Source organism: Mycobacterium tilburgii (assembly GCF_902168065.1).
Classification (GTDB): domain Bacteria; phylum Actinomycetota; class Actinomycetes; order Mycobacteriales; family Mycobacteriaceae; genus Mycobacterium; species Mycobacterium tilburgii.
This window is the reverse complement of the sequence record NZ_LR655726.1, coordinates 1-22,004: the sequence shown is the minus strand read 5'-3', so window position 1 is coordinate 22,004 and position 22,004 is coordinate 1. Positions and strand designations below refer to the sequence as shown.

The following is a 22,004-nucleotide window of genomic DNA, read 5'->3' as shown; positions in this document are numbered from 1 at the left end:
AGAAGATCTCGGCCAGCTCCGTAAAGGACCGTCGCCGGTCGGCCTTCTCGCCGCCCGGTGTCTCGGTGCGTGCCCCGTCCTGCGATGCTTTCGCCATGTCGTGCCTCCCCGGCGATATCACCATATCGCCCACGGTAAGCCGCTGCCAACCGCGCGCCAACCAGGCCGTACTCGCTGTGTTTCCCCGCGCTCGCCGGCAATCCGGCGAGCCAAGTCGACCCTAGAGCAACCGGCCCGGTCAGCATCGCCTTTTGGTGTTGCTGGTGTCCGGGATGCGGCAGGCTGGATTGGGCGCCGCGACTGCCCGCCGGGTAGTTTGACTGGTGAGGTTCATGCCGCGGGGAACGTGACCGCGCGCTGGCGCGCCCTGCATCTCAACGCGGGTGCGGCCGTCAACCGGCCCGAAACCCTGGCCGTCAAGGAGCCGCTGGAACTGCGCGTCAACGGGACGTCGGTGACCGTGACGATGCGCACACTCGGATCGGACTTCGAACTCTCCCAAGGCTTTCAGCTCACCGAAGGCGTGATCACCCGGCGCGGCGCGCCGCCCGGTCTCGACGTGACCCGCAACTTCTACACCACCTCCTCGTGCGGGGTGTGCGGCAAGGCGTCCCTGGACGCGGTGCGGGTGATCAGCAGCTTTTCGCCGGGGATGGACCCGGTTGTGGTCAGCGCCGACACCCTCGAGGCGCTGCCCGGTCGGCTGCAGTTCCGGGCCCGCGGCATGATCCAGCACCTGCCGGTGTCCACCGGCACCGAGACCCTGCCAACTCCGAGGACACCACCTCGTTGAAGGCGTCCTCGTCCCAGGCCATCAGCATCCGGCCCGCCGAACCGACATACAGCGGGATGATCTTGCCGATATGCATTTCGTGGCGGATCCCGTGTCGCGTCTCCGCGAGGGCGACACACACCCGGAACTGCCCCTCGCGCCGGAAAAAGCACGCCGTCTCGCCGCTGGCGTCGCGCAACGACTCCAGCGCCGGCGTCACCGCATCGATCAATCCCATGCTGCTGGCGACCGGAGCCGCCCAGTAGGCGACCCGCGCGCCGACCCGGAACCGGTCACCCGCCCGATCGAGAAATTCCTCGGTGACCAGGTTGGCCACCAGCCGTTGCACCGTGGACGTGGGATACCCGGTTCGAGTGTGGATTTCGCTGAGTGTCGACTCGGGTTTGGACAGGGGTGAACGCGTCCATGATGCCGCGAATCTTGGCCAACACCAGCAAAGGCTTCATGTCGGCAGACAGCGTTCGCGACGGCGCAAGGGCGGAATGTCCAAACTCTCGGCTTCGCTCATCTGTCCATTGTCCCGGTTTGTGTCCGCCGCACGGCGCATTTGCGCGCCCCGGTGGTGGCCAACCTGCGCCGCCGGCCCGGCTCGTATAGTCGGGGGCCGGGTCTGAACAGGAGGACACCTGGCAGGTTGACCCCTTCAACGTTTCGAGGTCGACGCTGCGGCCCGCCGCATCGCGCTGGACATTGTGGTGCACGGCGTTGCCGGCGTCTGGGCGGCCTTCGGCCGAGCCGGGTCAGGTAGATCCTACCTGATGGGGTTCGGCGGCGCTTACACCCCCGACTGGCACTTGCTGGCCGGCGACGAGTCGGCGCTGCCTGCCATCGCCACCGCGCTGGGAGCGTTGCCGCTCAACGCAATTGGCACGACCTTCATCGAAATCGCCAGCCCCGAGGACGAGATCCCGTTGACCGCCCCGGACGGCATGCAGCTGAACTGGGTGTATCGCGGCGGCCGGGCCGACCTGGTGACCGAGGACCGCGCCGGCGACTTCGCGCCGCTGATCGAGGCGGTCACCACGACACTGTGGCTGCTCGGTCAGGTGCATGTGTTCATCCACGGTGAGGCTCGAATGGTGATGCACAATCTGCGGCCATTCGTCCGCAAGGAGTGTGGCATCGACGCCAAGTGGTCGTCGTCGATCTCCGGCTACTGGCGACGCGGCCGCAACCGAAGAGACCTTCCGACAGTGGAAGAAGGAACTGGCCCAGGCCGAATCCGGGGCGGAGTCGGCCAACTTACCGTCCTTTGAGCATCCGCACCTGGCATTCTCTACGCATGGCATACGGGGACTACCAGAACGAGATCTACTTCCAGGGCCTGGGCGGGGTGGTGCCTACGCTGCCGATGGCCTTCGCGGAGTTGGAGGCCCGGGCCGAGCGGGCCATGTCGCCGTCGGTGTGGTCCTACGTCACCGGCGGCGCCGGTGACGAACGTACGCAGCGGGCCAACCGGGAGGCGTTCGATCACTGGGGCCTGATACCGCGCATGTTCGTCGGTGCCGCCGAGCGCGACCTGTCGGTGGAGTTGTTCGGCCTGACCTTGCCGTCGCCGATCTTCATGGCGCCGATCGGCATCATCGGCATCTGTGCGCAGGATGGCCACGGCGACCTGGCCGCGGCGCGCGCCGCCGCGGCCACCGGCGTCCCGATGGTCGTGTCCACGTTGACCGCCGACCCGCTGGAGGACGTCGCCGCGCAGTTCGGTGACACGCCCGGGTTTTTTCAGCTGTACACGCCGAAGAACCGGGAGCTGGCCGCCAGCCTCGTGCAGCGCGTCGAGGCCGCCGGGTTCAAGGGCATCATCGTCACCCTGGACACCTGGATTCCCGGGTGGCGCCCGCGCGACCTCAGCACGGCGAACTTCCCCCAGCTGCGGGGCCTCTGCCTGAGCAACTACACCAGCGATCCGGTCTTCCGCGCCGGCCTGCAGCGCCCACCCGAGGAGCACCCGCAGGCCGCCGTCCTGCAGTGGATTACCACCTTCGGAAATCCGCTGACCTGGGACGACCTCGGCTGGCTGCGGTCGCTGACCGACCTGCCGTTGATCATCAAAGGCATCTGCCATCCCGACGACGCCCGCCGTGCCAAGGACGGTGGGGTCGACGGCATCTACTGCTCCACACACGGTGGCCGCCAGGCCAACGGTGGCCTGCCCGCGCTGGACTGCCTGCCCGGCGTGGTGGAAGCCGCCGACGGGCTACCGGTGCTGTTCGACTCGGGGATACGCAGCGGCGCCGACATCGTCAAGGCGCTGGCGCTGGGAGCCACCGCGGTGGGCGTCGGCCGGCCCTACGCCTACGGGCTGGCGCTCGGCGGCGTCGACGGCACTGTGCACGTGCTGCGCAGCCTGCTGGCCGAAGCGGACCTGATCATGGCCGTCGACGGCTATCCGACCCGCAAAGATCTCACCCCGGACACGCTTCGGCGCGTCGGCTGACCGGCGGCGGCCGGTCCTGCCACCGTGGGGGAGTGCAGGCCATCCTCGACGAGTTCGACGAATACCTGGATTTGCAGTGCGGCCGGTCCGCGCACACCCGCCGCGCCTACCTGGGCGACCTGCGCTCGTTGTTCGCCCATCTGGAACGCCAGGGCGCGAGCCTGGACGCGATGAGCCTGTCGCTGCTGCGGTCGTGGTTTTCCAGCGAGGCGGTCACCGGGGCCGCCCGCACCACGCTGGCCCGCCGTACCTCGGCGGTCAAGGCGTTCACCGCTTGGGCGCTGCGGCGCGGGCTGCTGAGCACGGATCCCGCCACCCGGCTGCAGGTGCCCAAGGCGCACCGCACGCTGCCGGCGGTGCTGCGCCAGGATCAGGCGCTCGACGCCATGGCTTCGGCGAAATCCGGTGCGCAGCAAGGAGATCCGTTGTCGCTGCGGGACCGGCTGATCGTGGAGATGCTCTACGCCACCGGCATACGGGTCAGCGAGCTGTGCGGCCTAGACATCGACGATGTCGATACTCGGCAGCGGGTGGTGCGGGTGCTGGGCAAGGGCAACAAGCAGCGTACCGCACCGTTCGGGGTGCCAGCCGCCGACGCGCTGCACGCCTGGCTGGCCGACGGGCGTCCGGCTCTGGTGATCGCGGAGTCCGGCCAGGCGCTGCTGCTCGGCGCGCGGGGCCGCCGGCTCGACGTGCGCCAGGCGCGCACCGTCGTGCACAAAACCATCGCGGCGGTGGACGGCGCTCCCGACATGGGGCCGCACGGATTGCGGCACAGCGCCGCCACGCATCTGCTCGAGGGCGGGGCCGATCTGCGGGTGGTTCAGGAGTTGCTCGGCCACTCGAGCTTGGCCACTACCCAGCTCTACACCCACGTCGCGGTGTCGCGGCTGCGGGCCGTGCACGATCAGGCCCATCCGCGCGCCTGACGTGTGCAGTCGCGGCATTGAGTCTGCGCCCTGGGTGCCGACACGCCGCGGCCACCCGCTGCGTGTGCACGCTCGACGCGCTAGAGGTCAGCTGTGCAGCGGCTTGAGCCGGACCGGTGTATACCAGCAGGCCCAGCGGATCGACGTAATCCGCGCCGGACGCCGGACCCCACATCGCGCCCCAGTGGCAGACACGCCCCGCCGGCTCAGCAGCCGCGATGCCTGGGCAGCAGCTCGCCCAGCACCGTCTGAGCGGTGACCTGCTGCCCGGCGCCCGCACGAACGCCCCGACCGGCTCGTAGCTGGTACGCAGGCCGCTGGGATGGGCCAGCGCGACACCACCGGCCGTCCGGCCAGCAGCCCGGCGAACACGACGGTCGCGTCGGCGGCGGCGTACACCGGCTGGCCGGCCCGGGCGGCCAGCCGACCGCGATGTCCGGGATGCCAATTGGATGCCCGGGATGCCAATTGGGTGACGGGGCGTCGAATCGCCGCACGACGGCCGAGGCCGGGCGCAGCCGGCCATTGCAGCGGACGACGTCCGCTGCCGCAAATATGCTGCGCAGCGCCAAGGTGAGGGTCAAGCCCACCATCAGCGCCGCCCACCGCACCCGCCCAGTTCAGCCCGGTGTCGACACCGCGGCCACTCGGGTACGCCCGATCTGTGCAGCCGGGCCCGGTCTGGATAGGGCCTGGCAGGGTCCGTGCCCGTGACCCCGCGTGGAAAAAGCACCTGCTGAATCGGTGTAAACTGCTCGTCGCAGCTCGTTCGCGGGCTGACTTCGCGCGTCTGCCCCGCGTCTCCGGTGTCACTAGGAGAACGCAATCGCATGCCGGGAGGTCTCGGCCGGGTTTCCCGGGCGGGTCCGGCGTCGTAGCAGGCGCCTGGGCCCGTCATCACCCGACGCCGGGCGGCAACCGAAACATAAGGAATGGCATCACCATGGCCGTCGTGACCATGAAACAGCTGCTCGACAGCGGCACCCACTTCGGGCACCAGACTCGGCGCTGGAATCCCAAGATGAAGCGGTTCATCTTCACCGACCGCAACGGTATCTACATCATCGACCTGCAGCAGACGCTGACCTTCATCGACAAGGCGTACGAGTTCGTCAAGGAGACCGTCGCCCACGGCGGCACCGTGCTGTTCGTCGGCACCAAGAAGCAGGCGCAGGAGTCCGTCGCCGCCGAGGCCACCCGCGTCGGCATGCCGTACGTGAACCAGCGCTGGCTGGGCGGCATGCTCACCAACTTCTCCACCTTGCACAAGCGGCTGCAGCGCCTCAAGGAACTCGAGGCGATGGAGCAGACCGGCGGCTTCGAGGGCCGCACCAAGAAGGAAATCCTGGGCCTGACCCGCGAGAAGAACAAGCTGGAGCGCAGCCTCGGCGGTATCCGCGACATGGCCAAGGTGCCCTCGGCGGTGTGGGTCGTCGACACCAACAAGGAGCACATCGCCGTCGGCGAGGCCCGCAAGCTGGGCATCCCGGTCATCGCGATCCTGGACACCAACTGCGACCCCGACGAGGTCGACTACCCGATCCCAGGCAACGACGACGCCATCCGCTCAACGGCGCTGCTGACCAAGGTGATCGCTTCCGCGGTTGCCGAGGGGCTGCAGGCCCGCGCCGGCGTGGGCCGCGGCGACGGCAAGCCCGAGGCGGACGGTGCCGAGCCGTTGGCAGAGTGGGAGCAGGAGCTGCTGGCCTCAGCGACGACCACAGCCACCACCGACGCCGCTGGGGGCGCACCCGAAACAACCCCCGAATCCTCTTAGGAAGGCTGAAATGGCGAACTTCACCGCGGCTGACGTCAAGCGTCTGCGCGAGCTCACCGGTGCCGGCATGCTCGACTGCAAGAACGCGCTGGTCGAAAGCGACGGCGACTTCGACAAGGCGGTCGAGGCCCTGCGGATCAAGGGGGCCAAGGACGTCGGCAAGCGTGCCGAGCGTGCCACCGCCGAAGGTCTGGTCGCGGCCAAGGACGGTGCGCTGATCGACCTCAACTGCGAGACCGACTTCGTCGCTAAGAACGCCGAGTTCCAGCAGGTGGCCAACGACATCGTCGACGCTGCGGCTGCTGCGAAGGCCACAGACGTGGAGGCCCTCAAGGCCGCCAAGGTCGGTGACACGACCGTCGAGGAGACCATCGCCGCACTGTCGGCCAAGATCGGTGAGAAGCTCGAACTGCGCCGCGTCGCCTACTTCGATGGCACCGTGGAGACCTACCTGCACAAGCGTTCGGCCGACCTGCCGCCCGCGGTGGGTGTGCTCGTCGAATACACCGGCGGCAACGCGGAGGCCGCCCACGCGATGGCCCTGCAGATCGCGGCGCTCAAGGCGCGCTATCTCTCCCGCGACGACGTGCCCGAGGACGTCGTGGCCAGCGAGCGGCGCATTGCCGAGGAGACCGCGAAGGCGGAGGGCAAGCCGGAGCAGGCGCTGCCCAAGATCGTCGAGGGCCGGCTCAATGGCTTCTTCAAGGACGCCGTGCTGCTCGAGCAGCCGTCGGTGTCCGACAACAAGAAGACGGTCAAGGCCCTGCTCGACGAGGCCGGCGTCACGGTGACCCGATTCGTCCGCTTCGAGGTCGGCCAGGCCTAGCTCGGGGCGTTTGCGGCGTGAACGGCTGCGTCAGTGCCATGCGACGCGTGCACGCTTTCGGCGACGATGCCCTCGGCGACTCGATGCGACGGGCCTCAGCGAGGCCATCCGAGCGGGGTGGGTAAGCAGATCCGAGGTCGTCGAGGCCGCGATCGCCCACGCCGAGGCCGTCAATCCCGTGCTGAATGGGTTAGCGTACAAGGCATTCGAACAGGCGCGCGGCCGCGGCGGCCAAGCCGCCGAGTGGGCCCGTCCGGTTCTTCGAGGGCGTCCCGACGTTCATCAAGAACAACGTCGACGTCGCCGGCCAGCCGACGATGCGGGGCGCCGACGCCTGGGCGCCGCGCAACGTGGTCAGCGACGGGGAGTTCATCCGGGAGTACCTGGCCACCGGGCCGATCTCGCTAGGCAAGACCCAGATGTTGGAGTTCGGCTTCAGCGCGGCTGCCGAGCATCCAAGGCTGGGGTCGGTGCGCAACCCGTGGGACACCACACCACCGGTGCGTCGTCGTCGGGGTGGGGTGCGGCCGGGTGGTGCCGATCGCGCACGCCAACGACGGCGGCGGCTCGATCCGCATTCCGGCCGCCTGCAACGGCATCGTCGTCCTCAAGCCGTCGCGCGGCCGGTTGCCGCTGGATGCTGGGCTGCGCCGGATGCCGGTCGGCAGCGTCGCCAACGGCGTGCTGACCCGCTCCGTGCGGGACATCGCGGCGTTCTACCGCGAGGCGGAACGACTCTGGCGTAACCCCGAACTTCCACCCGTCGGCGACGTCACCGGGCCGGGCGGCAACGGCTGCGGATCGCGGTCGCGACGACCTCGCTGCGCCGCTGCGCCGCGAATGCGGCCCGGAGCTGCGGGAGCTGACTCTCAAGACCGCCGGCGTGCTCGAAGAGCTTGGGACATTGTGTCGAACACCTCGAACAGCACCCGGTGCCGGGCAGCTTCGTCGACGACTTCGTGCTGTATTGGGGATTTTTGGCGCTGATGCAGGTGCACGCCGGGCGGCGGTTGTTCGGCAACACGTTCGACCGCACTCGGCTGGACGCTTTGACGCTGGGTCTGGAACGTCGCACCGGGTGCAACCTGCACTGGCTGCTGGGCGTGATCGTGCGGCTGCGCAAGATGCGCAAGCGCAGCGCGGAGTTCTACCGCAGCTACGATGCGCTGCTCACCCCGACACTCGCCGACACGACGGTACGGGTCGGTCACCTGGCGCCGACCGACTACCAGCAGGTGATGGACCGGCTGATCGACTGGGTGGCGTTCACGCCGCTGCAGAATGTCACCGGAATCCGGCGCTCTCGTTGCCAGTGGCCCCATCTGCAGACTGCATGATGCTCGCCGCTGCCCTGGGGCAAGAGGCGCTGTTGCTGGAATTGGCCTACGAACTCGAAGAGGCCCGGCCATAGGCCAAAGATCCAGGCTGACGGCTAACCGCGGTCAGTCGCTGCCGAGTTTTTCCAGCATCCGCTTGAATTCGCGCTGCTGCGCCGCGGTCAGCTTGCTCAGGATGCGCGAATCTGCTTTTCGCACAGCGATTTCGGCGCGTTTCAACAAACTGCGCCCTTGGCTGGTCAGGGTGGCGGGCAGCGCGCGACCCGAGGACACCGACGTAGGGCGTTCGACGGCGCCCACCTCTTCCAGCCGGCGCAGCACGGTGTTCATCGCCTGCGGTGTGACGTTGGTGCTGCGGGACAATTCGGCGCTGGACAGCCCCGGCGACATCGAAAGCAAGCGCAGACAAACGAATTCGGGAAGGGTCAGCCCGAGCTGGCCCAACACGGCGGACACCTCGGGCCGCAGCGTGGCGCCCACCCGGTAGAGCAGGTAGCCAAGCGGCGCGTCGTCGGTCTGACCCATGTCAGCGATCTTGACATACCGACACGTTGTACGGACGGTAACCCCGGCGCGTCGATCCGATTGAGTGGATCGATGCAGGGTAGCCGGGGCAGTTGACCCCGCGAGGAGTTTCGATGCCCAAGACCACACCACGCGGTGCCGCCAAAACCGGCGAGCTGCCCGGCACGTTGCGGCGTTCGAGTCCCAAAGCGCAGTGCACCTTTGCCGAGGCGCATGATTCGGCGGCGCAGGAGTACGGGAGCCAAGAGCGGGCCCACCGGGTCGCATACGCCATGTCAAGTACAGCTTCGAAAAAGTGGGCGACCACTGGGAGGCCAAGGCGCAGAAAAGGCCCTCGGACCGACGCGCCGAACGCAGCGGCCTGCGCAACACGGCGCGTAGGCCGAGGGCGTGGACGCAACGCCGGCAAGAAACAGGCTCGACCACTGCACCTGTGCGGTCCCGAACTCGAGCCCGGCACTAGCGACGATACTCGGGGTCCCCGTGGCCGTCGAGCCGAACCTGACTCCGGCGCCCGGTACACCGCCGGGACCGGCTCCCGAGCAGGCCTGACCCGGTAGGCCCGGCACGGGCTGACACCTGCGAACTCCCCGCGTCACATCCGTGATGCGGGGAGTTCGCGTGCCAAGGAATTTGGCGGCACCAGGCGCGTCGGACGCGACCGGCCTGGGTACCCGACAAGAATGAGTTACACATATCACAGGTCGCCGGACGTGCGGGCCCAAGCGCAACGGTATGCAGAACAGGCCCGCAACACGAGGGACGAGCGCCGTAGGGACCAGGAGGGCGGAATCATCGGCTGGGTGGCCGAGCGCGCGGGGCAGTGGGATCTTCGCGGCCAGGACGAGACCACCCTGCAGCGTCAGAAATTCTTCTGGAATCTGTTGGTCGACTACTGGTTTTATGATCGCCACGCCGGCACCGGTCGTAGCGGCCGTCGAGGTTTTCCGAAAGCGGAACGCGCCGAATCTTCTGCGTCAACGACTGCACGGTCGGCAATGCTTCGTCGAAATCGTCCGCGTTGGAAAGCAGTAGAACGTCCAAACACATCTCCAAACCTCTTGGGTTCCGGCGCCGCCCCTGACCGCCCGGCCACCTCGCGAGAGGCGAGCGTTAGCGCAGCGCTGGATACCCCATTAGGACTACAACTATGCCAATTCTTCCGGCCGGATTCGGTGGATTGCGGCACTTGACCGGACGGCAAATGGAGATGGTTTTGCCTGGTTACCGGCGAACAGTCGATGGGTCCGGCCCGTTCATACGGGCCGGACCCATCGGTGTGTCACGCTACTGATTGGCCTTCTGGCCTTCCTCGGCCACCTTGGCGCTGCCGCGCGCGGCCTTGGCCTCGGCCTCTTTCTTGGCGGCGTCGCGCTAGGCTTCCGCTTTGTCCTGCTGGGCCTGTCCCTCGCGGGTGAGGTCGTCGAGACCGGCCAGCGCGCCGGCGGCCTCCTTGGCCTTGCCCTTGACGTCCTCGACGACGCCCTTGACGGCTTCCGCGGCTCCGGAGTTTTCGTTGTGCGCCATGATCTGATCCCCTCCGTGGCGTACGTGGTGGGAGCGATGAACGCCCCTGTCGGTCGCCTTGCGATCAACGTCGATAATCGGGCAGGTATCGGTCCTGTTGCTTCAAGACCATGCTGTACCGCCGCCATGCTGTACCGCCGCGCTGGTCCGGATTCCCAGGCGGTCGAATGCTCAAACATCGGACACCGGAACCGAAGTCGTGATCGGGCTCCCGACGCGGGTCAGCCACCCGGCCGCACCGAACACGTCGCCCGGCGGCCCCAGCGCGCCAGCGCGGGGGATAATGCACCCCGCCGATCCCAGATTGTGCTGCGATGGGGCAGGATATGAAACTGCCGTTCCGGGTGGGTAGCAGTGGCCGAGTTCCGGGATGGCACTGTCATGCGAGGAGTCTGATGACGGAGCCCGAGCCCGTGAGCGCCAACGGCGTGCCGACGTCGTCAACCGGCCACCGACAGCGGCCGTCCACGTATTCGAGGGTCTTGCTCAAGTTGGGTGGCGAGATGTTCGGCGGCGGCCAGGTCGGCTTGGACCCCGACGTCGTGGCGCAGGTCGCCCGCCAAATCGCCGAGGTTGTCCGCGACGGTATGCAGGTCGCCGTGGTGATCGGCGGCGGCAACTTCTTCCGCGGTGCACAACTGCAACAGCGGGGCATGGAGCGCACCCGTTCGGACTACATGGGCATGCTCGGCACCGTGATGAACAGCCTTGCGCTGCAAGACTTCCTGCAAAAGGAAGGCATCGACACCCGGGTCCAGACCGCGATCACGATGGGTCAGGTGGCCGAACCCTACATCCCGCTGCGCGCCGTCCGCCACCTGGAGAAGGGCCGCGTCGTCATCTTCGGCGCCGGCATAGGGCTGCCGTACTTCTCCACCGACACCACGGCGGCGCAGCGTGCCCTGGAGATCGATGCCGACGTGATCTTGATGGCCAAGGCGGTCGACGGTGTGTTCACCGCGGATCCGCGAGAGGACCCCGATGCGCAGCTGCTCACCGTAATCAGCCATCGCGAGGTCATCGATCGGGGGCTGCGGGTGGCCGATGCCACCGCGTTCAGCCTTTGTATGGACAATGGCATGCCGATCCTGGTCTTCAACCTGCTGACGGACGGCAATATCGCTCGAGCGGTCGCTGGTGAGAAGATCGGAACGCTGGTTACCACGTGATGGGGAAGACGCGAATGATCGGCGCTGGCGACGACGCGGAGCGTGCGATGAGAAGGAGCGGCGCACATGATTGACGAGGCTCTCTTCGACGCCGAAGAGAAAATGGAGAAGGCCGTTGCGGTGGTCCGCGACGACCTGACGACCATCCGGACCGGTCGCGCCAACCCGGGCATGTTCTCGCGGATCGTCATTGACTACTATGGGACGAGCACCCCGATCACCCAGCTGGCCAGCATCAACGTGCCTGAGGCGCGGCTCGTCGTGATCAAGCCGTACGAAGCCAGCCAGCTGTACGCCATCGAGACGGCGATCCGCAACTCCGACCTCGGCGTGAACCCCACCAACGACGGCACCCTGATCCGGGTGGCCGTGCCGCAGCTGACCGAGGAACGCCGCCGGGAGCTGGTCAAGCAGGCCAAGGGCAAAGGGGAGGACGCCAAGGTCTCGGTGCGCAACATCCGCCGCAAGGCGATGGAGGAGCTGCACCGCATTCGCAAAGATGGGGAGGCGCGCGAGGATGAGGTCGGCCGCGCTGAAAAGGACCTGGAGAAGACCACCCAGCAGTACGTCAACCAGATCGACGAGTTGGTCAAGCACAAAGAAGGCGAGCTGCTGGAGGTCTAGGGGCCGCTCAGCAACCAAGTCTGTGGCAACCTCTGACGCCGGCCCAGGCACCCCGCCGGACCACTCGGCGCAGGGCGCCGAGCCCCCCCCGAACCCCCCCGGCAAAAAGACCTCCCGGGCGGGGCGCGACCTGCCCGCCGCGATCGCGGTGGGCGCGGCGATCGGCGCCCTGCTCATCGCGACGCTGGTGTTCGCGCCGCGGTTCTGGGTCCTGATCGTCGCCATCGCGATCTTCGTAGCGAGCCATGAAGTGGTGCGCCGGCTGCGCGAGGCCGGCTACATCATTCCGGTCATCCCGCTGCTGGCCGGCGGCCAGCTTACCATCTGGCTGACCTGGCCCTACCGGGCGGCCGGGGCGCTGGCTGGTTTCGGCGCGATGGTCGTGCTCTGCATGATCTGGCGGTTGTTCATGGCGGACCCCGGCCGTCGGGCCTCAGCCGCTGGCTCGTCGTCGAACTACCTGCGTGACACGTCGGCGACCGTCTTCCTGGCGGCCTGGGTCCCGCTGTTCGCCTCGTTCGGCGCCATGCTCGTTTACCCGCACGACGGCTCGGGACGGGTGTTCTGCCTGATGATCGCCGTCGTCGCCTCGGACGTCGCCGGCTACACAGTCGGGGTACTGTGGGGCAAGCACCCGATGGTCCCGGCGATCAGCCCTAAGAAGTCCTGGGAGGGCTTCGTCGGCTCGCTGGTCTTCGGCGTCACCGCGACGACCTTGACCGCCACGTTCCTGGCCGACAAGGCACTCTGGGTGGGCGCGCTGCTCGGGGTGGTGTTGATACTCACCTGCACCCTCGGTGACCTGGTGGAGTCTCAGGTCAAACGGGACCTCGGCATCAAGGACATGGGTCGGCTGCTGCCTGGCCACGGCGGTCTGATGGACCGGCTGGACGGGGTGCTGCCCGCGGCGGTGGCGGCCTGGATCGTGCTTACGCTGCTGCCCGGGTAGGACGTCCAGTAAAGTCGAGGCCGATACTGGACAGATCATGGCCCAACAACTGGTGTTCGAAGCGCCGCGCGCGAAACTGCCGCCGCGGCATCTCGCTGACCTGGACGCGCAGGCGCGTGCCGCCGCCGTCGCCGAGCTCGGCTTGCCGGCGTTTCGGGCCAAGCAGCTCGCCGCCCAGTACTACGGCCGGCTGATCGCCGACCCGCACGAGATGACCGACCTGCCGGCCGCCGTCCGGGACGCGATCGCCAGCGCCCTGTTCCCTACCCTGCTCAGCGTCGCCAAGGAGATCAGCTGCGACGCGGGTCAGACGCGAAAGACGTTGTGGCGGGCCGTCAACGACCCGTCCGGCACCACCTTCGAGTCGGTGCTGATGCGCTACCCGCAGCGCAACACCATCTGCATCTCGTCGCAGGCCGGCTGCGGCATGGCATGCCCGTTCTGTGCGACCGGCCAGGGCGGGTTGACCCGCAACCTGTCGACCGCCGAGATTCTGGAACAGGTCCGGGCCGGCGCGGTCGCCCTCCGCGACGACTTCGGTCCCACTCAGTGCCTGTCGAACGTCGTGTTCATGGGGATGGGAGAGCCGCTGGCCAACTATGCCCGGGTACTGGCCGCGGTGCAACGCATCACCGCGGCGCCGCCGGACGGGTTCGGCATCTCCGCCCGCTCGGTGACGGTGTCGACGGTCGGTCTGGCCCCGGCCATCCGCAAGCTCGCCGACGAACGGCTGGGCGTCACGCTGGCGCTCTCGCTGCACGCGCCGGACGACGAGCTGCGCGACACGCTGGTTCCGGTCAACAACCGGTGGACGACCAGCGAGGCGCTCGACGCCGCGCGGTACTACGGCGATGTGACCGGACGGCGGGTGTCCGTCGAATACGCGCTGATTCGTGACGTCAACGACCAGCCCTGGCGCGCCGACCTGCTCGCCAAGCGGCTGCACGGCGCCCTCGGGCCGCTGGCCCACATCAACCTGATCCCGCTCAATCCCACAGCGGGCAGCGATTGGGACGCCAGCCCCAAGGACACCGAGCGCGAGTTCGTCCGGCGCGTCCGGGCCAAGGGGGTGTCATGCACGGTGCGTGACACCCGGGGCCGCGAGATCAACGCCGCGTGCGGACAGCTGGCCGCCGAAAACAATTAGCGAAAAGGTTTGACGGGGTTGCTGAACCCGCTGCCCGGCTACTCCGTCGTGTGAGATGGAAGCCAGGAATGATCGTTCGTTTGCTGTCGCTCGGAAAGCTGTTTGCCGTCGCCTGCGTCGCGGCGCTGCTGATGTCCGTCGCCGCGCCACGCGCACTGGCAGCCGACGACCGGCTGCAATTCACCCGCAAGACGCTGAGCGGCGCGCCGTTCAACGGCGCGAGTCTGCAGGGCAATCCCGCGGTGCTGTGGTTCTGGGCGCCGTTCTGCCCGTTCTGCAACGCCGAAGCGCCCGGCGTGGCTCAGGTGGCGGCCGCCAATCCCGGGGTGACCTTCGTCGGCATCGCCGGGCACTCCGGCGTCGGGGCGGAACAGGCATTTGTGTCCAAGTACGGGGGCCTAAACTTCACCAACCTCAACGACGCCGACGGCTCGATCCGGGCCCGCTACAACGTGCCTTGGCAGTCGGCCTACGTGTTCTACGAAGTGCAGACGGCAGTTCGATATTCGTCAACAACCCGACCGCGGCGATGTCCCAGCAGGAGCTGGCCGGCCGGGTCGCCGCGCTGCGCTAGGCCGCGGACCTTCCGTGGATCAAGGTCTGGTCGGCCTGGCCTTCGCCGCCGAGCTGGTGGCCGCCCTCAACCCGTGCGGGTTCGCGATGCTGCCGGCCTACCTGCTGGTGGTGCGCGGCCAGGACCGCGAACCGCCCATCCGCTGGCCGGCGTGGGGCGCGCGGGCTGCCACGCGGGCATGGCGCTGGGCTTTTTGACCGTGTTCGGGCTGTTCGGCGTGCCGACCATGTCGGCGGCCACGACGGTGCAGCGATATGTGTCGTACGCGACGGTGGTGATCGGTGTCGTCCTGGTGGCGCTGGGTTTGTCTGCTGTCCGGGCGGGAGCTGACGCCCGGCCGCTCGGGCCGCACTGGGCCCCGACCCGGCAGGGTCCGCGGCTGCTCGGCATGTACGGGTACGGAATCAGCGACGCGATCGCCTCGCTGCCGTGCACGGTCGGGCCGTTTCTGGCGGTCGCTGGTCGGCGTCCGGCGCCGACGGGTGCGCTAGCTACCTGATCCAGCCGCGGCGGCGGCCCCACCAGTCGCGCACCACGATAAACAGGGCGAGCACGGCAAACCCGATCAGGAAGTTGTCCTCGACGTGGCCGACGTGGTTGCCGCGTAGCATGGCCAGCAAAAACACGATCGCGAACACGCCGACGGCGTGCCAGGTGCGGACGTTGATCTTGCTCCATCCCCACGCAGCGGACGGCACTTCGGCGGGGTCGACCCCGTTGTAGTGCTCCGCCTCGGTACTGGCCACGGCGATTCCTTTCGCGTCGTATCGGCTTGTGTTCATAAATTCTGGCACACTCCCGTGCGGCCGGCACGGCCGATCGGGGCGTGTGCCATGGCCCGCACCAGCAACCGAGCGGCACAATGAGGGAGTGACCGACCCCACCGCCGCACCGGCCGACGGCCCCATCCGTGTGCTCGTGTTGGGCAGCACCGGTTCCATCGGGACTCAGACGCTGGAGGTCATCGCCGCAAACCCGGACCGCTTCCGGGTGGTTGGGCTGGCCGCGGGCGGGTCGAATCCGGACACGTTGCAGCGTCAGCGCGCCGAAACCGGGGTGAGCAATGTCGCCGTCGCCGATGAGCGGGCGGCCGCCACCCTTGGCGACATCCCCTTCGCCGGGCCCGACGCGGTGACCCGGCTGGTCGAAGAGACCGAGGCCGACGTCGTGCTCAATGCGCTGGTTGGGGCGCTCGGCCTACGGCCCACCCTGGCGGCGCTGCACTCCGGTGCCCGGCTGGCCCTGGCCAACAAGGAATCACTGATCGCCGGCGGGCCGCTGGGGCTCCAAGTGGCGCGGCCCGGGCAGATCGTGCCGGTGGACTCCGAGCATTCCGCGCTGGCGCAGTGCTTGCGCAGCGGCGAACCCAACGAGGTCGCCAAGCTGGTGCTCACCGCCTCGGGTGGGCCGTTCCGCGGCTGGGCGGCCGCTGACCTGGAGGCCGTCACGCCCGAGCAGGCCGGCGCGCATCCGACCTGGTCCATGGGCCCGATGAACACGCTGAACTCGGCGTCGCTGGTCAACAAGGGCCTGGAACTCATCGAAACGCACCTGTTGTTCGGCATCCCCTACGACCGGATCGAGGTCGTAGTGCACCCCCAGTCGATCGTTCATTCGATGGTCACCTTCGTTGACGGTTCGACGATCGCCCAGGCCAGCCCACCCGACATGAAGCTGCCCATCTCGCTGGCGCTGGGTTGGCCGCGCCGGGTCGCCGGTGCCGCGTCCGCCTGCGACTTCTCCACCGCGTCTAGCTGGGAATTCGAGCCGCTAGACAGCGACGTATTTCCGGCCGTCGAGCTGGCCCGGCAGGCCGGCGAGATCGGCGGCTGTCTGCCCGCTGTGTACAACGCCGCCAACGAGGAGGCGGCCGCGGCGTTCCTGGCCGGCCGTATCGGCTTTCCGGCCATTGTCAGAACAATCGCCGACGTGCTGAGCGCCGCCGACCAATGGGCCGTTTCACCCGCTAACGTGGATGAGGTACTGGATGCGCAGCGCTGGGCGCGGGAGCGCGCGCAGCGCGCTGTGGCAGCCGCAGCCCCTGCGGGAGTCCCCTGACACGGTCTCGGGAATGGTCTGAGAAAGGTCTTGGCGCCTGATGATGTTCGCAATCGGCATTGTGCTGTTCGCGCTGGCCATCCTGATCTCAGTGGCCCTGCACGAGTGCGGCCACATGTGGGTCGCGCGCGCCACCGGTATGAAGGTGCGTCGTTACTTTGTCGGCTTCGGCCCCACGCTGTGGTCGACCCACCGCGGGGAGACCGAATACGGCGTCAAGGCCGTGCCGCTGGGCGGCTTCTGTGACATCGTCGGCATGACCCCGGTCGAGGACCTGACACCCGATGAGACCGCACGGGCGATGTACAAGCAGAAGACGTGGAAGCGGGTCGCGGTGCTGTTCGCCGGGCCGGGTATGAACTTCGTCATCTGCGTGGCCCTGATCTACGTCATCGCGCTGATCTGGGGCCTGCCCAACCTGCATCCGCCCACCCAGGCGATCGTCGGCGAAACCGCTTGCATCGCACCGGAAGTGGCGCCGGGCAAGGTCGGCGAGTGCACCGGCCCCGGGCCCGCGGCACTGGCCGGCATCCGGGCCGGCGACGTCGTGGTCAAGGTCGGCGACACCCCGGTGCACACCTTCGACGAGATGGCTGCCGCGGTCCGCAAGCTGCACGGCACCGTGCCGGTCGTGGTCGAGCGCAACGGCAAGGCGATCACCACCTACGTCGAGATCAGCCAGACGCAGCGCTTCGTCAGCGCCGGCGGCAACGGGCAGGACGGTAACCCGGTGGCGTCGACCGTCGGGGCCATCGGGGTCGGCGCGGTCAAGGTCGAGCCAAAGCACTACGGCGTGTTGGCCGCCATTCCCTCCACCTTCGCGTTCACCGGTGACCTGACGGTGGAGGTGGGCCGGGCGCTGATAACGGTTCCGACCAAGGTGGGCGCCCTGGTACACGCCATCGGCGGTGGACAGCGCGACCCGGAGACGCCGATGAGCGTGGTGGGCGCCAGCATCATCGGCGGCGACACCGTCGACCACGGGTTGTGGGTGGCGTTCTGGTTCTTCCTGGCCCAGCTGAACCTGATCCTCGGCGCGATCAACCTGTTGCCGCTGCTGCCGCTCGACGGCGGCCACATCGCCGTGGCGGTGTTCGAAAAGATCCGCAACCTGGTCCGCTCCGCCCGCGGCATGGTCGCGGCCGCGCCGGTGAACTACCTGAAGCTGATGCCGGCGACCTACGTGGTCCTGGTGTTCGTGGTCGGCTACATGCTGCTGACGGTGACGGCCGACCTGGTCAACCCGATCAGGCTTTTCCAGTAACCCACGAGAGGGGAAACAGTGACGATTGGATTGGGCATACCGGAGGCCCCGGCGCCCACGCTCGCCCCCCGGCGGACCACGCGTCAACTCATGGTCCGCGACGTCGGGGTCGGCAGCGAGCACCCGATCTCGGTGCAGTCGATGTGCACCACCAAAACGCATGACGTCAATACGACGCTGCAGCAGATCGCCGAGCTGACCGCCGCCGGCTGCGACATCGTCCGAGTGGCCTGCCCGCGTCAGGAGGATGCCGACGCGCTGGCCGAGATCGCCCGGCACAGCCAGATCCCGGTGATCGCTGACATTCACTTCCAGCCGAAGTACATATTCGCCGCAATCGACGCGGGCTGTGCTGCGGTGCGGGTGAATCCGGGCAACATCAAGGAATTCGACGGCCGCGTCGGTGAGGTCGCCAAGGCGGCTGCCGCCGCCGGCATCCCGATCCGTATCGGCGTCAACGCCGGTTCGCTGGATAAGCGGTTCATGGAGAAGTACGGCAAGGCGACGCCGGAGGCGCTGGTCGAGTCGGCGCTGTGGGAGGCCTCGCTGTTCGAGGAGCACGGCTTCGGCGACATCAAGATCAGCGTCAAGCACAACGACCCGGTCGTGATGGTCACCGCCTACGAGCAGCTCGCCGCGCAGTGCGACTACCCGCTGCACCTCGGTGTCACCGAGGCCGGGCCGGCCTTTCAGGGCACCATCAAGTCGGCGGTGGCCTTCGGCGCGTTGCTGTCGCGCGGCATCGGCGACACCATCCGGGTGGCGCTGTCGGCGCCGCCGGTCGAGGAGGTCAAGGTCGGCCTCCAGATCCTCGAATCGCTGAACCTGCGGCCGCGGGGGCTGGAGATCGTGTCCTGCCCGTCCTGCGGGCGCGCCCAGGTCGACGTCTACACGTTGGCCAACGCCGTCACCGCCGGCCTGGACGGGCTCGATGTGCCGCTGCGGGTCGCGGTGATGGGCTGCGTGGTCAACGGGCCGGGGGAGGCACGCGAAGCCGACCTGGGCGTCGCGTCCGGAAATGGCAAGGGCCAGATATTCGTTCGCGGCAAGGTCGTCAAGACCGTCCCGGAAGCGCAGATCGTCGAGACCCTGATCGAGGAGGCCATGCGGTTGGCGGCGGAGCCGGGAACCGATAACGGTCTTGGCTCAACAGCAAGCGGTACGCCGGTTGTGACCGTAAGCTGAGTAGGTCCCACTTTTGCTCTAACTGCACTTTTGCTCTAACTGACCGTCGGTTCGCCACACAGAGAGTTCGCCAGATGTCGGCTCCGCCGCTTTTCCGCCTGGTCGGCGCCAGACGGGTGTCCGTGGTACGCGACGCGGCCGCGGTGTGGCGGGTGTTGGACGAGGACCCGATCGGGTCGTGCATGGTGGCTTCCCGCGTCGTGGATCACGGGATCGACCCCGGAGCGATCGGTGGCGAGCTGTGGACCCGCCGCGGCACCGACGAGTCCCTGTGCTTTGCCGGAGCCAATCTGATTCCGTTGCGGGGGTTACCCGCCGATCTCAACGCGTTCGCCGACGAGGCAATGAGCGGCACCCGGCGCTGCTCCTCGCTGGTCGGCCGGGCCAGTCTGGTGCTGCCGATGTGGGAGCGGTTGGAAAGAGCCTGGGGGCCGGCGCGCGATGTGCGCGAACGCCAGCCGTTGATGGCGCTGACCAAGCATCCGATGTGCGAGCTCGACCCCGAGGTGCGACAGGTGCGGCCCGAGGAGCTGGACGAGTACTTGGTTGCTGCGGTCGACATGTTCATCGGCGAGGTCGGCATCGACCCGCGGCTCGGCGATGGCGGCCGCGGCTATCGCCGCCGGGTGGCCAGCCTGATCGCCGCCGGGCGGGCCTGGGCCCGGTTCGAGCAGGGTCAGGTGGTGTTCAAGGCCGAGGTGAGTTCGCAATCGCCTGGCGTCGGTCAGATCCAGGGCGTGTGGGTGCATCCGGAGTGGCGGGGCATGGGTCTGGGCGCCCGCGGGACCGCGATGCTGGCCGCGGTGATCGTCGGCAGCGGCCGCATCGCCAGCCTGTACGTGAACGACTTCAACACGGTGGCCCGCGCCGCCTACGCGCGGGTGGGCTTCACCGAGGTCGGCACCTTCGCCACAGTGCTGCTCGACTAGCACCCGTCGCTGACGGCGCGAGGGTGCGGCGAGACGCGCACTCAGTCTTGACTGTGCGGGAGCACGCACAGTGACGGGATCCGGGTGTCTGCCGCGTTCCATCACGGTTCGGTCTCGGTGTGTCGGCGGCGCGGCGCACACCCCAGTTCTTAACATTCAGCACTGATGGTCACAAAAACCTCAGCAGTATTAGCCGTTTCGTCGGCCGCGTCGATCGTCGCGGAAGTGCTGCTCGTCGCGGCTGTCGCGCTGTCCGGCTGCACGCCGCGACCCGACGGGCCCGGTCCGGCCGCGGAGAAGTTCTTCCGCGCCCTGGCGGTCGGGGACACCACGGCGGCCGCGCAGCTCAGTGACAGCTCCAACGAGGCGCGCGAGGCGCTCAACGCGGCCTGGGCCGGGTTGCAGGCCACCCATTTGGACGCGCAGGTCCTCAGCTCGAAGTACGCCGAGGACACCGGCACCGTCCACTACCGGTTCATCTGGCACCTGCCGAAGAACCGCACCTGGAGTTATGACGGGCAGCTGCGGATGGTCCGCGATGAGGGGCGCTGGGAGGTCCGCTGGGCGCCCAACGACCTGCATCCCCGGCTCGGCGAACACCAGACCTTCGCGTTGCGGGCCGACCGGCCGCGGCGTGCGTCGGTCAACGAGCTCGGCGGCAGCGACGTGCTGACTCCCGGCTTCCGCTACCACTACACGTTGGACGCCAGCAAGGCCGGACCGCCGCAGTCGCTGAGCTTCACCACGCACTCGATCGTCAATGTGCTGCGGCCGTTCAACGACGCGTTGGCGGACCCGCAACTGCTGGCCGAGGAAGCCAGCTCGACACCGCACCAGGTGGATCTGGGCGTCACGCTGCTGCCGGCGGACAACGACAAGGTCTTCCCGTTGATCGGGCGGCTGCCCGGCATAGTGGTCACGCCGCAGGCCGATATGCTGGCCACCGACCCGCATTTCGCTCCGGCCGTGATCAGCGAGGTCAAAAAGGAAGTGAGCGACCAGCTCGACGGCCAGGCGGGCTGGCGGGTGGTCAGCGTCAACCAGAACAACGTCGACGTCGCGGTGCTGCACGAGGTAGAGGGGTCGCCGGCGCCCTCGGTGACGATCACGCTGGACCGAGTGGTGCAGAACGCCGCCCAGCGGGCGGTGGACAACAAGGGCGGCAAGGCGATGATCGTCGCGATCAAGCCGTCGACGGGGGAGATCCTCGCCATCGCCCAGAACGGCGCGGCTGACGCCGACGGCCTGCCCGCGACCAACGGCCTGTTCCCACCAGGGTCGACGTTTAAGATGATCACGGCCGGCGCGGCCGTCGACCGGGACATGGCCACCCCCAACTCGATGGTCGGCTGCCCGGGCCGCCTCGACATTGGGCACCGCACCATCCCCAACTACGGCGGGTTCGACCTCGGCGTGGTGTCGATGTCGCGCGCGTTCGCCAGCTCGTGCAACACCACGTTCGCGGAGCTGAGTAGCAAGATGCCGCCGCGCGGCCTGACTCAGACGGCGTTGCAGTACGGCATCGGGCTGGACTATGTGGTGGACGGCATCACCACGGTGACCGGGTCGGTGCCGCCGACGGTGGATCTGGCCGAGCGCACCGAAGACGGCTTCGGTCAGGGCCGCGTGCTGGCCAGCCCGTTCGGCATGGCGCTGGTGGCGGCGACCATCGCCGCCGGAAAAACCCCGGTGCCGCAACTGATTGCGGGCCGCCCGACCACCGTCGATGGCGAGACCGCACCGGTCAGCCCGAAGGTGATCGACGCGCTGCGGCCGATGATGCGGTTGGTGGTCACCAACGGCACGGCCAAGGAGATCAACGGCTGCGGCGAGATCTACGGGAAGACCGGCGAGGCCGAATTCCCGGGCGGATCGCACTCCTGGTTCGCCGGATACCGCGGCAACCTGGCCTTTGCGGCGCTGATCGTCGGGGGCGGCAGCTCGGAGG

Annotated in this window: 16 protein-coding genes and 9 pseudogenes; 20 read left to right on the top strand and 5 right to left on the bottom strand. The window is 68.2% G+C overall.

Translation table 11 applies throughout. The features are described 5' to 3' along the window. Positions 1-316 precede the first annotated feature (316 nt). A pseudogene (locus FQ389_RS13785) lies at positions 317-709 on the top strand (formate dehydrogenase accessory sulfurtransferase FdhD); the annotation flags it as partial. Here FQ389_RS13785 and FQ389_RS22590 read toward each other — a convergent pair. Continuing rightward, positions 669-1,184 carry an IclR family transcriptional regulator gene (locus FQ389_RS22590; protein WP_407662888.1) on the bottom strand — a complete coding sequence of 172 codons (516 nt, stop codon included), beginning with the start codon at positions 1,182-1,184 and terminating at the stop codon, positions 669-671. The pseudogene FQ389_RS13785 and the gene FQ389_RS22590 sit on opposite strands and share 41 nt — an antisense overlap. Before the next feature lie 265 nt (positions 1,185-1,449). Here FQ389_RS22590 and FQ389_RS13775 point away from each other — a divergent pair. From FQ389_RS13775 to FQ389_RS13765, 3 genes and pseudogenes are all read left to right on the top strand, one after another. After that, a pseudogene (locus tag FQ389_RS13775) lies at positions 1,450-2,020 on the top strand (siderophore-interacting protein); the annotation flags it as partial. A gap of 55 nt (positions 2,021-2,075) precedes the next feature. Further along, positions 2,076-3,236 carry an alpha-hydroxy-acid oxidizing protein gene (locus tag FQ389_RS13770; protein WP_144208569.1) on the top strand — a complete coding sequence of 387 codons (1,161 nt, stop codon included), beginning with the start codon at positions 2,076-2,078 and terminating at the stop codon, positions 3,234-3,236. Between the two features lie 32 nt (positions 3,237-3,268). Then, entirely contained in the window at positions 3,269-4,165 is an 897-nt protein-coding gene (locus tag FQ389_RS13765; RefSeq protein ID WP_144208566.1) for a tyrosine recombinase XerC, read from the top strand. Positions 4,166-4,252: 87 nt separating this feature from the next. On the opposite strand, the pseudogene FQ389_RS13760 reads toward FQ389_RS13765, so the two are convergent. Further along, positions 4,253-4,776 (bottom strand): annotated as a pseudogene (locus tag FQ389_RS13760) (peptidoglycan DD-metalloendopeptidase family protein). 332 nt (positions 4,777-5,108) lie between these two features. Here FQ389_RS13760 and rpsB point away from each other — a divergent pair. From rpsB to FQ389_RS13745, 3 genes and pseudogenes are all read left to right on the top strand, one after another. Next, entirely contained in the window at positions 5,109-5,942 is an 834-nt protein-coding gene (rpsB, locus tag FQ389_RS13755; protein WP_144208563.1) for a 30S ribosomal protein S2, read from the top strand. A gap of 10 nt (positions 5,943-5,952) precedes the next feature. Continuing rightward, the gene (tsf, locus tag FQ389_RS13750) at positions 5,953-6,768 is read left to right on the top strand and encodes a translation elongation factor Ts (protein ID WP_144208560.1); all 816 of its coding nucleotides are present in this window, start codon (positions 5,953-5,955) and stop codon (positions 6,766-6,768) included. 38 nt (positions 6,769-6,806) lie between these two features. Continuing rightward, positions 6,807-8,179: pseudogene (locus FQ389_RS13745) on the top strand (amidase). A gap of 31 nt (positions 8,180-8,210) precedes the next feature. On the opposite strand, the gene FQ389_RS13740 reads toward FQ389_RS13745, so the two are convergent. Beyond that, positions 8,211-8,630, bottom strand: a complete 420-nt coding sequence (locus FQ389_RS13740; protein WP_144208557.1) for a MarR family winged helix-turn-helix transcriptional regulator — start codon at positions 8,628-8,630, stop codon at positions 8,211-8,213. A 113-nt stretch (positions 8,631-8,743) separates the two neighbouring features. On the opposite strand from FQ389_RS13740, the pseudogene FQ389_RS13735 reads away from it, so the two are divergent. Both FQ389_RS13735 and FQ389_RS20380 read left to right on the top strand, forming a co-directional pair. Continuing rightward, positions 8,744-9,050, top strand: a pseudogene (locus FQ389_RS13735) (ChaB family protein); the annotation flags it as partial. A gap of 263 nt (positions 9,051-9,313) precedes the next feature. Next, positions 9,314-9,532: pseudogene (locus FQ389_RS20380) on the top strand (lysophospholipid acyltransferase family protein); the annotation flags it as partial. Positions 9,533-9,917: 385 nt separating this feature from the next. On the opposite strand, the pseudogene mbp1 reads toward FQ389_RS20380, so the two are convergent. Beyond that, positions 9,918-10,157 (bottom strand): annotated as a pseudogene (gene mbp1, locus FQ389_RS13730) (microaggregate-binding protein 1). Between the two features lie 395 nt (positions 10,158-10,552). Here mbp1 and pyrH point away from each other — a divergent pair. The 6 genes and pseudogenes from pyrH to FQ389_RS20375 form a co-directional block, all read left to right on the top strand. Next, entirely contained in the window at positions 10,553-11,326 is a 774-nt protein-coding gene (gene pyrH, locus FQ389_RS13725; protein WP_144208554.1) for a UMP kinase, read from the top strand. A 66-nt stretch (positions 11,327-11,392) separates the two neighbouring features. After that, positions 11,393-11,950, top strand: a complete 558-nt coding sequence (gene frr, locus FQ389_RS13720) for a ribosome recycling factor (RefSeq protein WP_144208551.1) — start codon at positions 11,393-11,395, stop codon at positions 11,948-11,950. Between the two features lie 22 nt (positions 11,951-11,972). Then, positions 11,973-12,899 (top strand): phosphatidate cytidylyltransferase, encoded by a 927-nt coding sequence (locus FQ389_RS13715; RefSeq protein WP_144208548.1) that lies wholly within the window; start codon positions 11,973-11,975, stop codon positions 12,897-12,899. A 37-nt stretch (positions 12,900-12,936) separates the two neighbouring features. Further along, entirely contained in the window at positions 12,937-14,046 is a 1,110-nt protein-coding gene (gene rlmN, locus FQ389_RS13710) for a 23S rRNA (adenine(2503)-C(2))-methyltransferase RlmN (protein ID WP_144208545.1), read from the top strand. Between the two features lie 68 nt (positions 14,047-14,114). Then, positions 14,115-14,620 (top strand): annotated as a pseudogene (locus FQ389_RS13705) (redoxin domain-containing protein). Between the two features lie 14 nt (positions 14,621-14,634). Then, a pseudogene (locus FQ389_RS20375) lies at positions 14,635-15,083 on the top strand (cytochrome c biogenesis CcdA family protein); the annotation flags it as partial. Positions 15,084-15,111: 28 nt separating this feature from the next. On the opposite strand, the gene FQ389_RS13695 reads toward FQ389_RS20375, so the two are convergent. Beyond that, on the bottom strand, positions 15,112-15,366 hold the full coding sequence (locus FQ389_RS13695) for a DUF2631 domain-containing protein (RefSeq protein WP_144208542.1): 255 nt from the start codon (positions 15,364-15,366) through the stop codon (positions 15,112-15,114). A 124-nt stretch (positions 15,367-15,490) separates the two neighbouring features. Here FQ389_RS13695 and dxr point away from each other — a divergent pair, with 124 nt between their 5' ends. From dxr to FQ389_RS13670, 5 genes are all read left to right on the top strand, one after another. Beyond that, positions 15,491-16,678, top strand: a complete 1,188-nt coding sequence (dxr, locus tag FQ389_RS13690) for a 1-deoxy-D-xylulose-5-phosphate reductoisomerase (protein ID WP_186296431.1) — start codon at positions 15,491-15,493, stop codon at positions 16,676-16,678. A 40-nt stretch (positions 16,679-16,718) separates the two neighbouring features. Further along, positions 16,719-17,942, top strand: a complete 1,224-nt coding sequence (locus FQ389_RS13685) for a M50 family metallopeptidase (RefSeq protein WP_144208536.1) — start codon at positions 16,719-16,721, stop codon at positions 17,940-17,942. An 18-nt stretch (positions 17,943-17,960) separates the two neighbouring features. Then, positions 17,961-19,127, top strand: coding sequence for a flavodoxin-dependent (E)-4-hydroxy-3-methylbut-2-enyl-diphosphate synthase (gene ispG, locus FQ389_RS13680; protein ID WP_144208533.1), 1,167 nt, complete (start codon positions 17,961-17,963; stop codon positions 19,125-19,127). A 74-nt stretch (positions 19,128-19,201) separates the two neighbouring features. Beyond that, positions 19,202-20,056 carry a GNAT family N-acetyltransferase gene (locus FQ389_RS13675; protein ID WP_144208530.1) on the top strand — a complete coding sequence of 285 codons (855 nt, stop codon included), beginning with the start codon at positions 19,202-19,204 and terminating at the stop codon, positions 20,054-20,056. A gap of 165 nt (positions 20,057-20,221) precedes the next feature. After that, on the top strand, positions 20,222-22,004 hold a 1,783-nt coding region (locus FQ389_RS13670; RefSeq protein WP_144208527.1), incomplete at its 3' end, for a penicillin-binding transpeptidase domain-containing protein.

Excerpts from the sequence above, each read along its gene's own strand:
- FQ389_RS13770 (WP_144208569.1), top strand. The coding sequence starts at position 2,076 with ATGGCATACGGGGACTACCAGAACGAGATCTACTTCCAGGGCCTGGGC.
- rpsB (WP_144208563.1), top strand. The coding sequence starts at position 5,109 with ATGGCCGTCGTGACCATGAAACAGCTGCTCGACAGCGGCACCCACTTC.
- tsf (WP_144208560.1), top strand. The coding sequence starts at position 5,953 with ATGGCGAACTTCACCGCGGCTGACGTCAAGCGTCTGCGCGAGCTCACC.
- FQ389_RS13740 (WP_144208557.1), bottom strand. The coding sequence starts at position 8,630 with ATGGGTCAGACCGACGACGCGCCGCTTGGCTACCTGCTCTACCGGGTG.
- pyrH (WP_144208554.1), top strand. The coding sequence starts at position 10,553 with ATGACGGAGCCCGAGCCCGTGAGCGCCAACGGCGTGCCGACGTCGTCA.
- frr (WP_144208551.1), top strand. The coding sequence starts at position 11,393 with ATGATTGACGAGGCTCTCTTCGACGCCGAAGAGAAAATGGAGAAGGCC.
- rlmN (WP_144208545.1), top strand. The coding sequence starts at position 12,937 with ATGGCCCAACAACTGGTGTTCGAAGCGCCGCGCGCGAAACTGCCGCCG.
- FQ389_RS13685 (WP_144208536.1), top strand. The coding sequence starts at position 16,719 with ATGATGTTCGCAATCGGCATTGTGCTGTTCGCGCTGGCCATCCTGATC.
- FQ389_RS13675 (WP_144208530.1), top strand. The coding sequence starts at position 19,202 with ATGTCGGCTCCGCCGCTTTTCCGCCTGGTCGGCGCCAGACGGGTGTCC.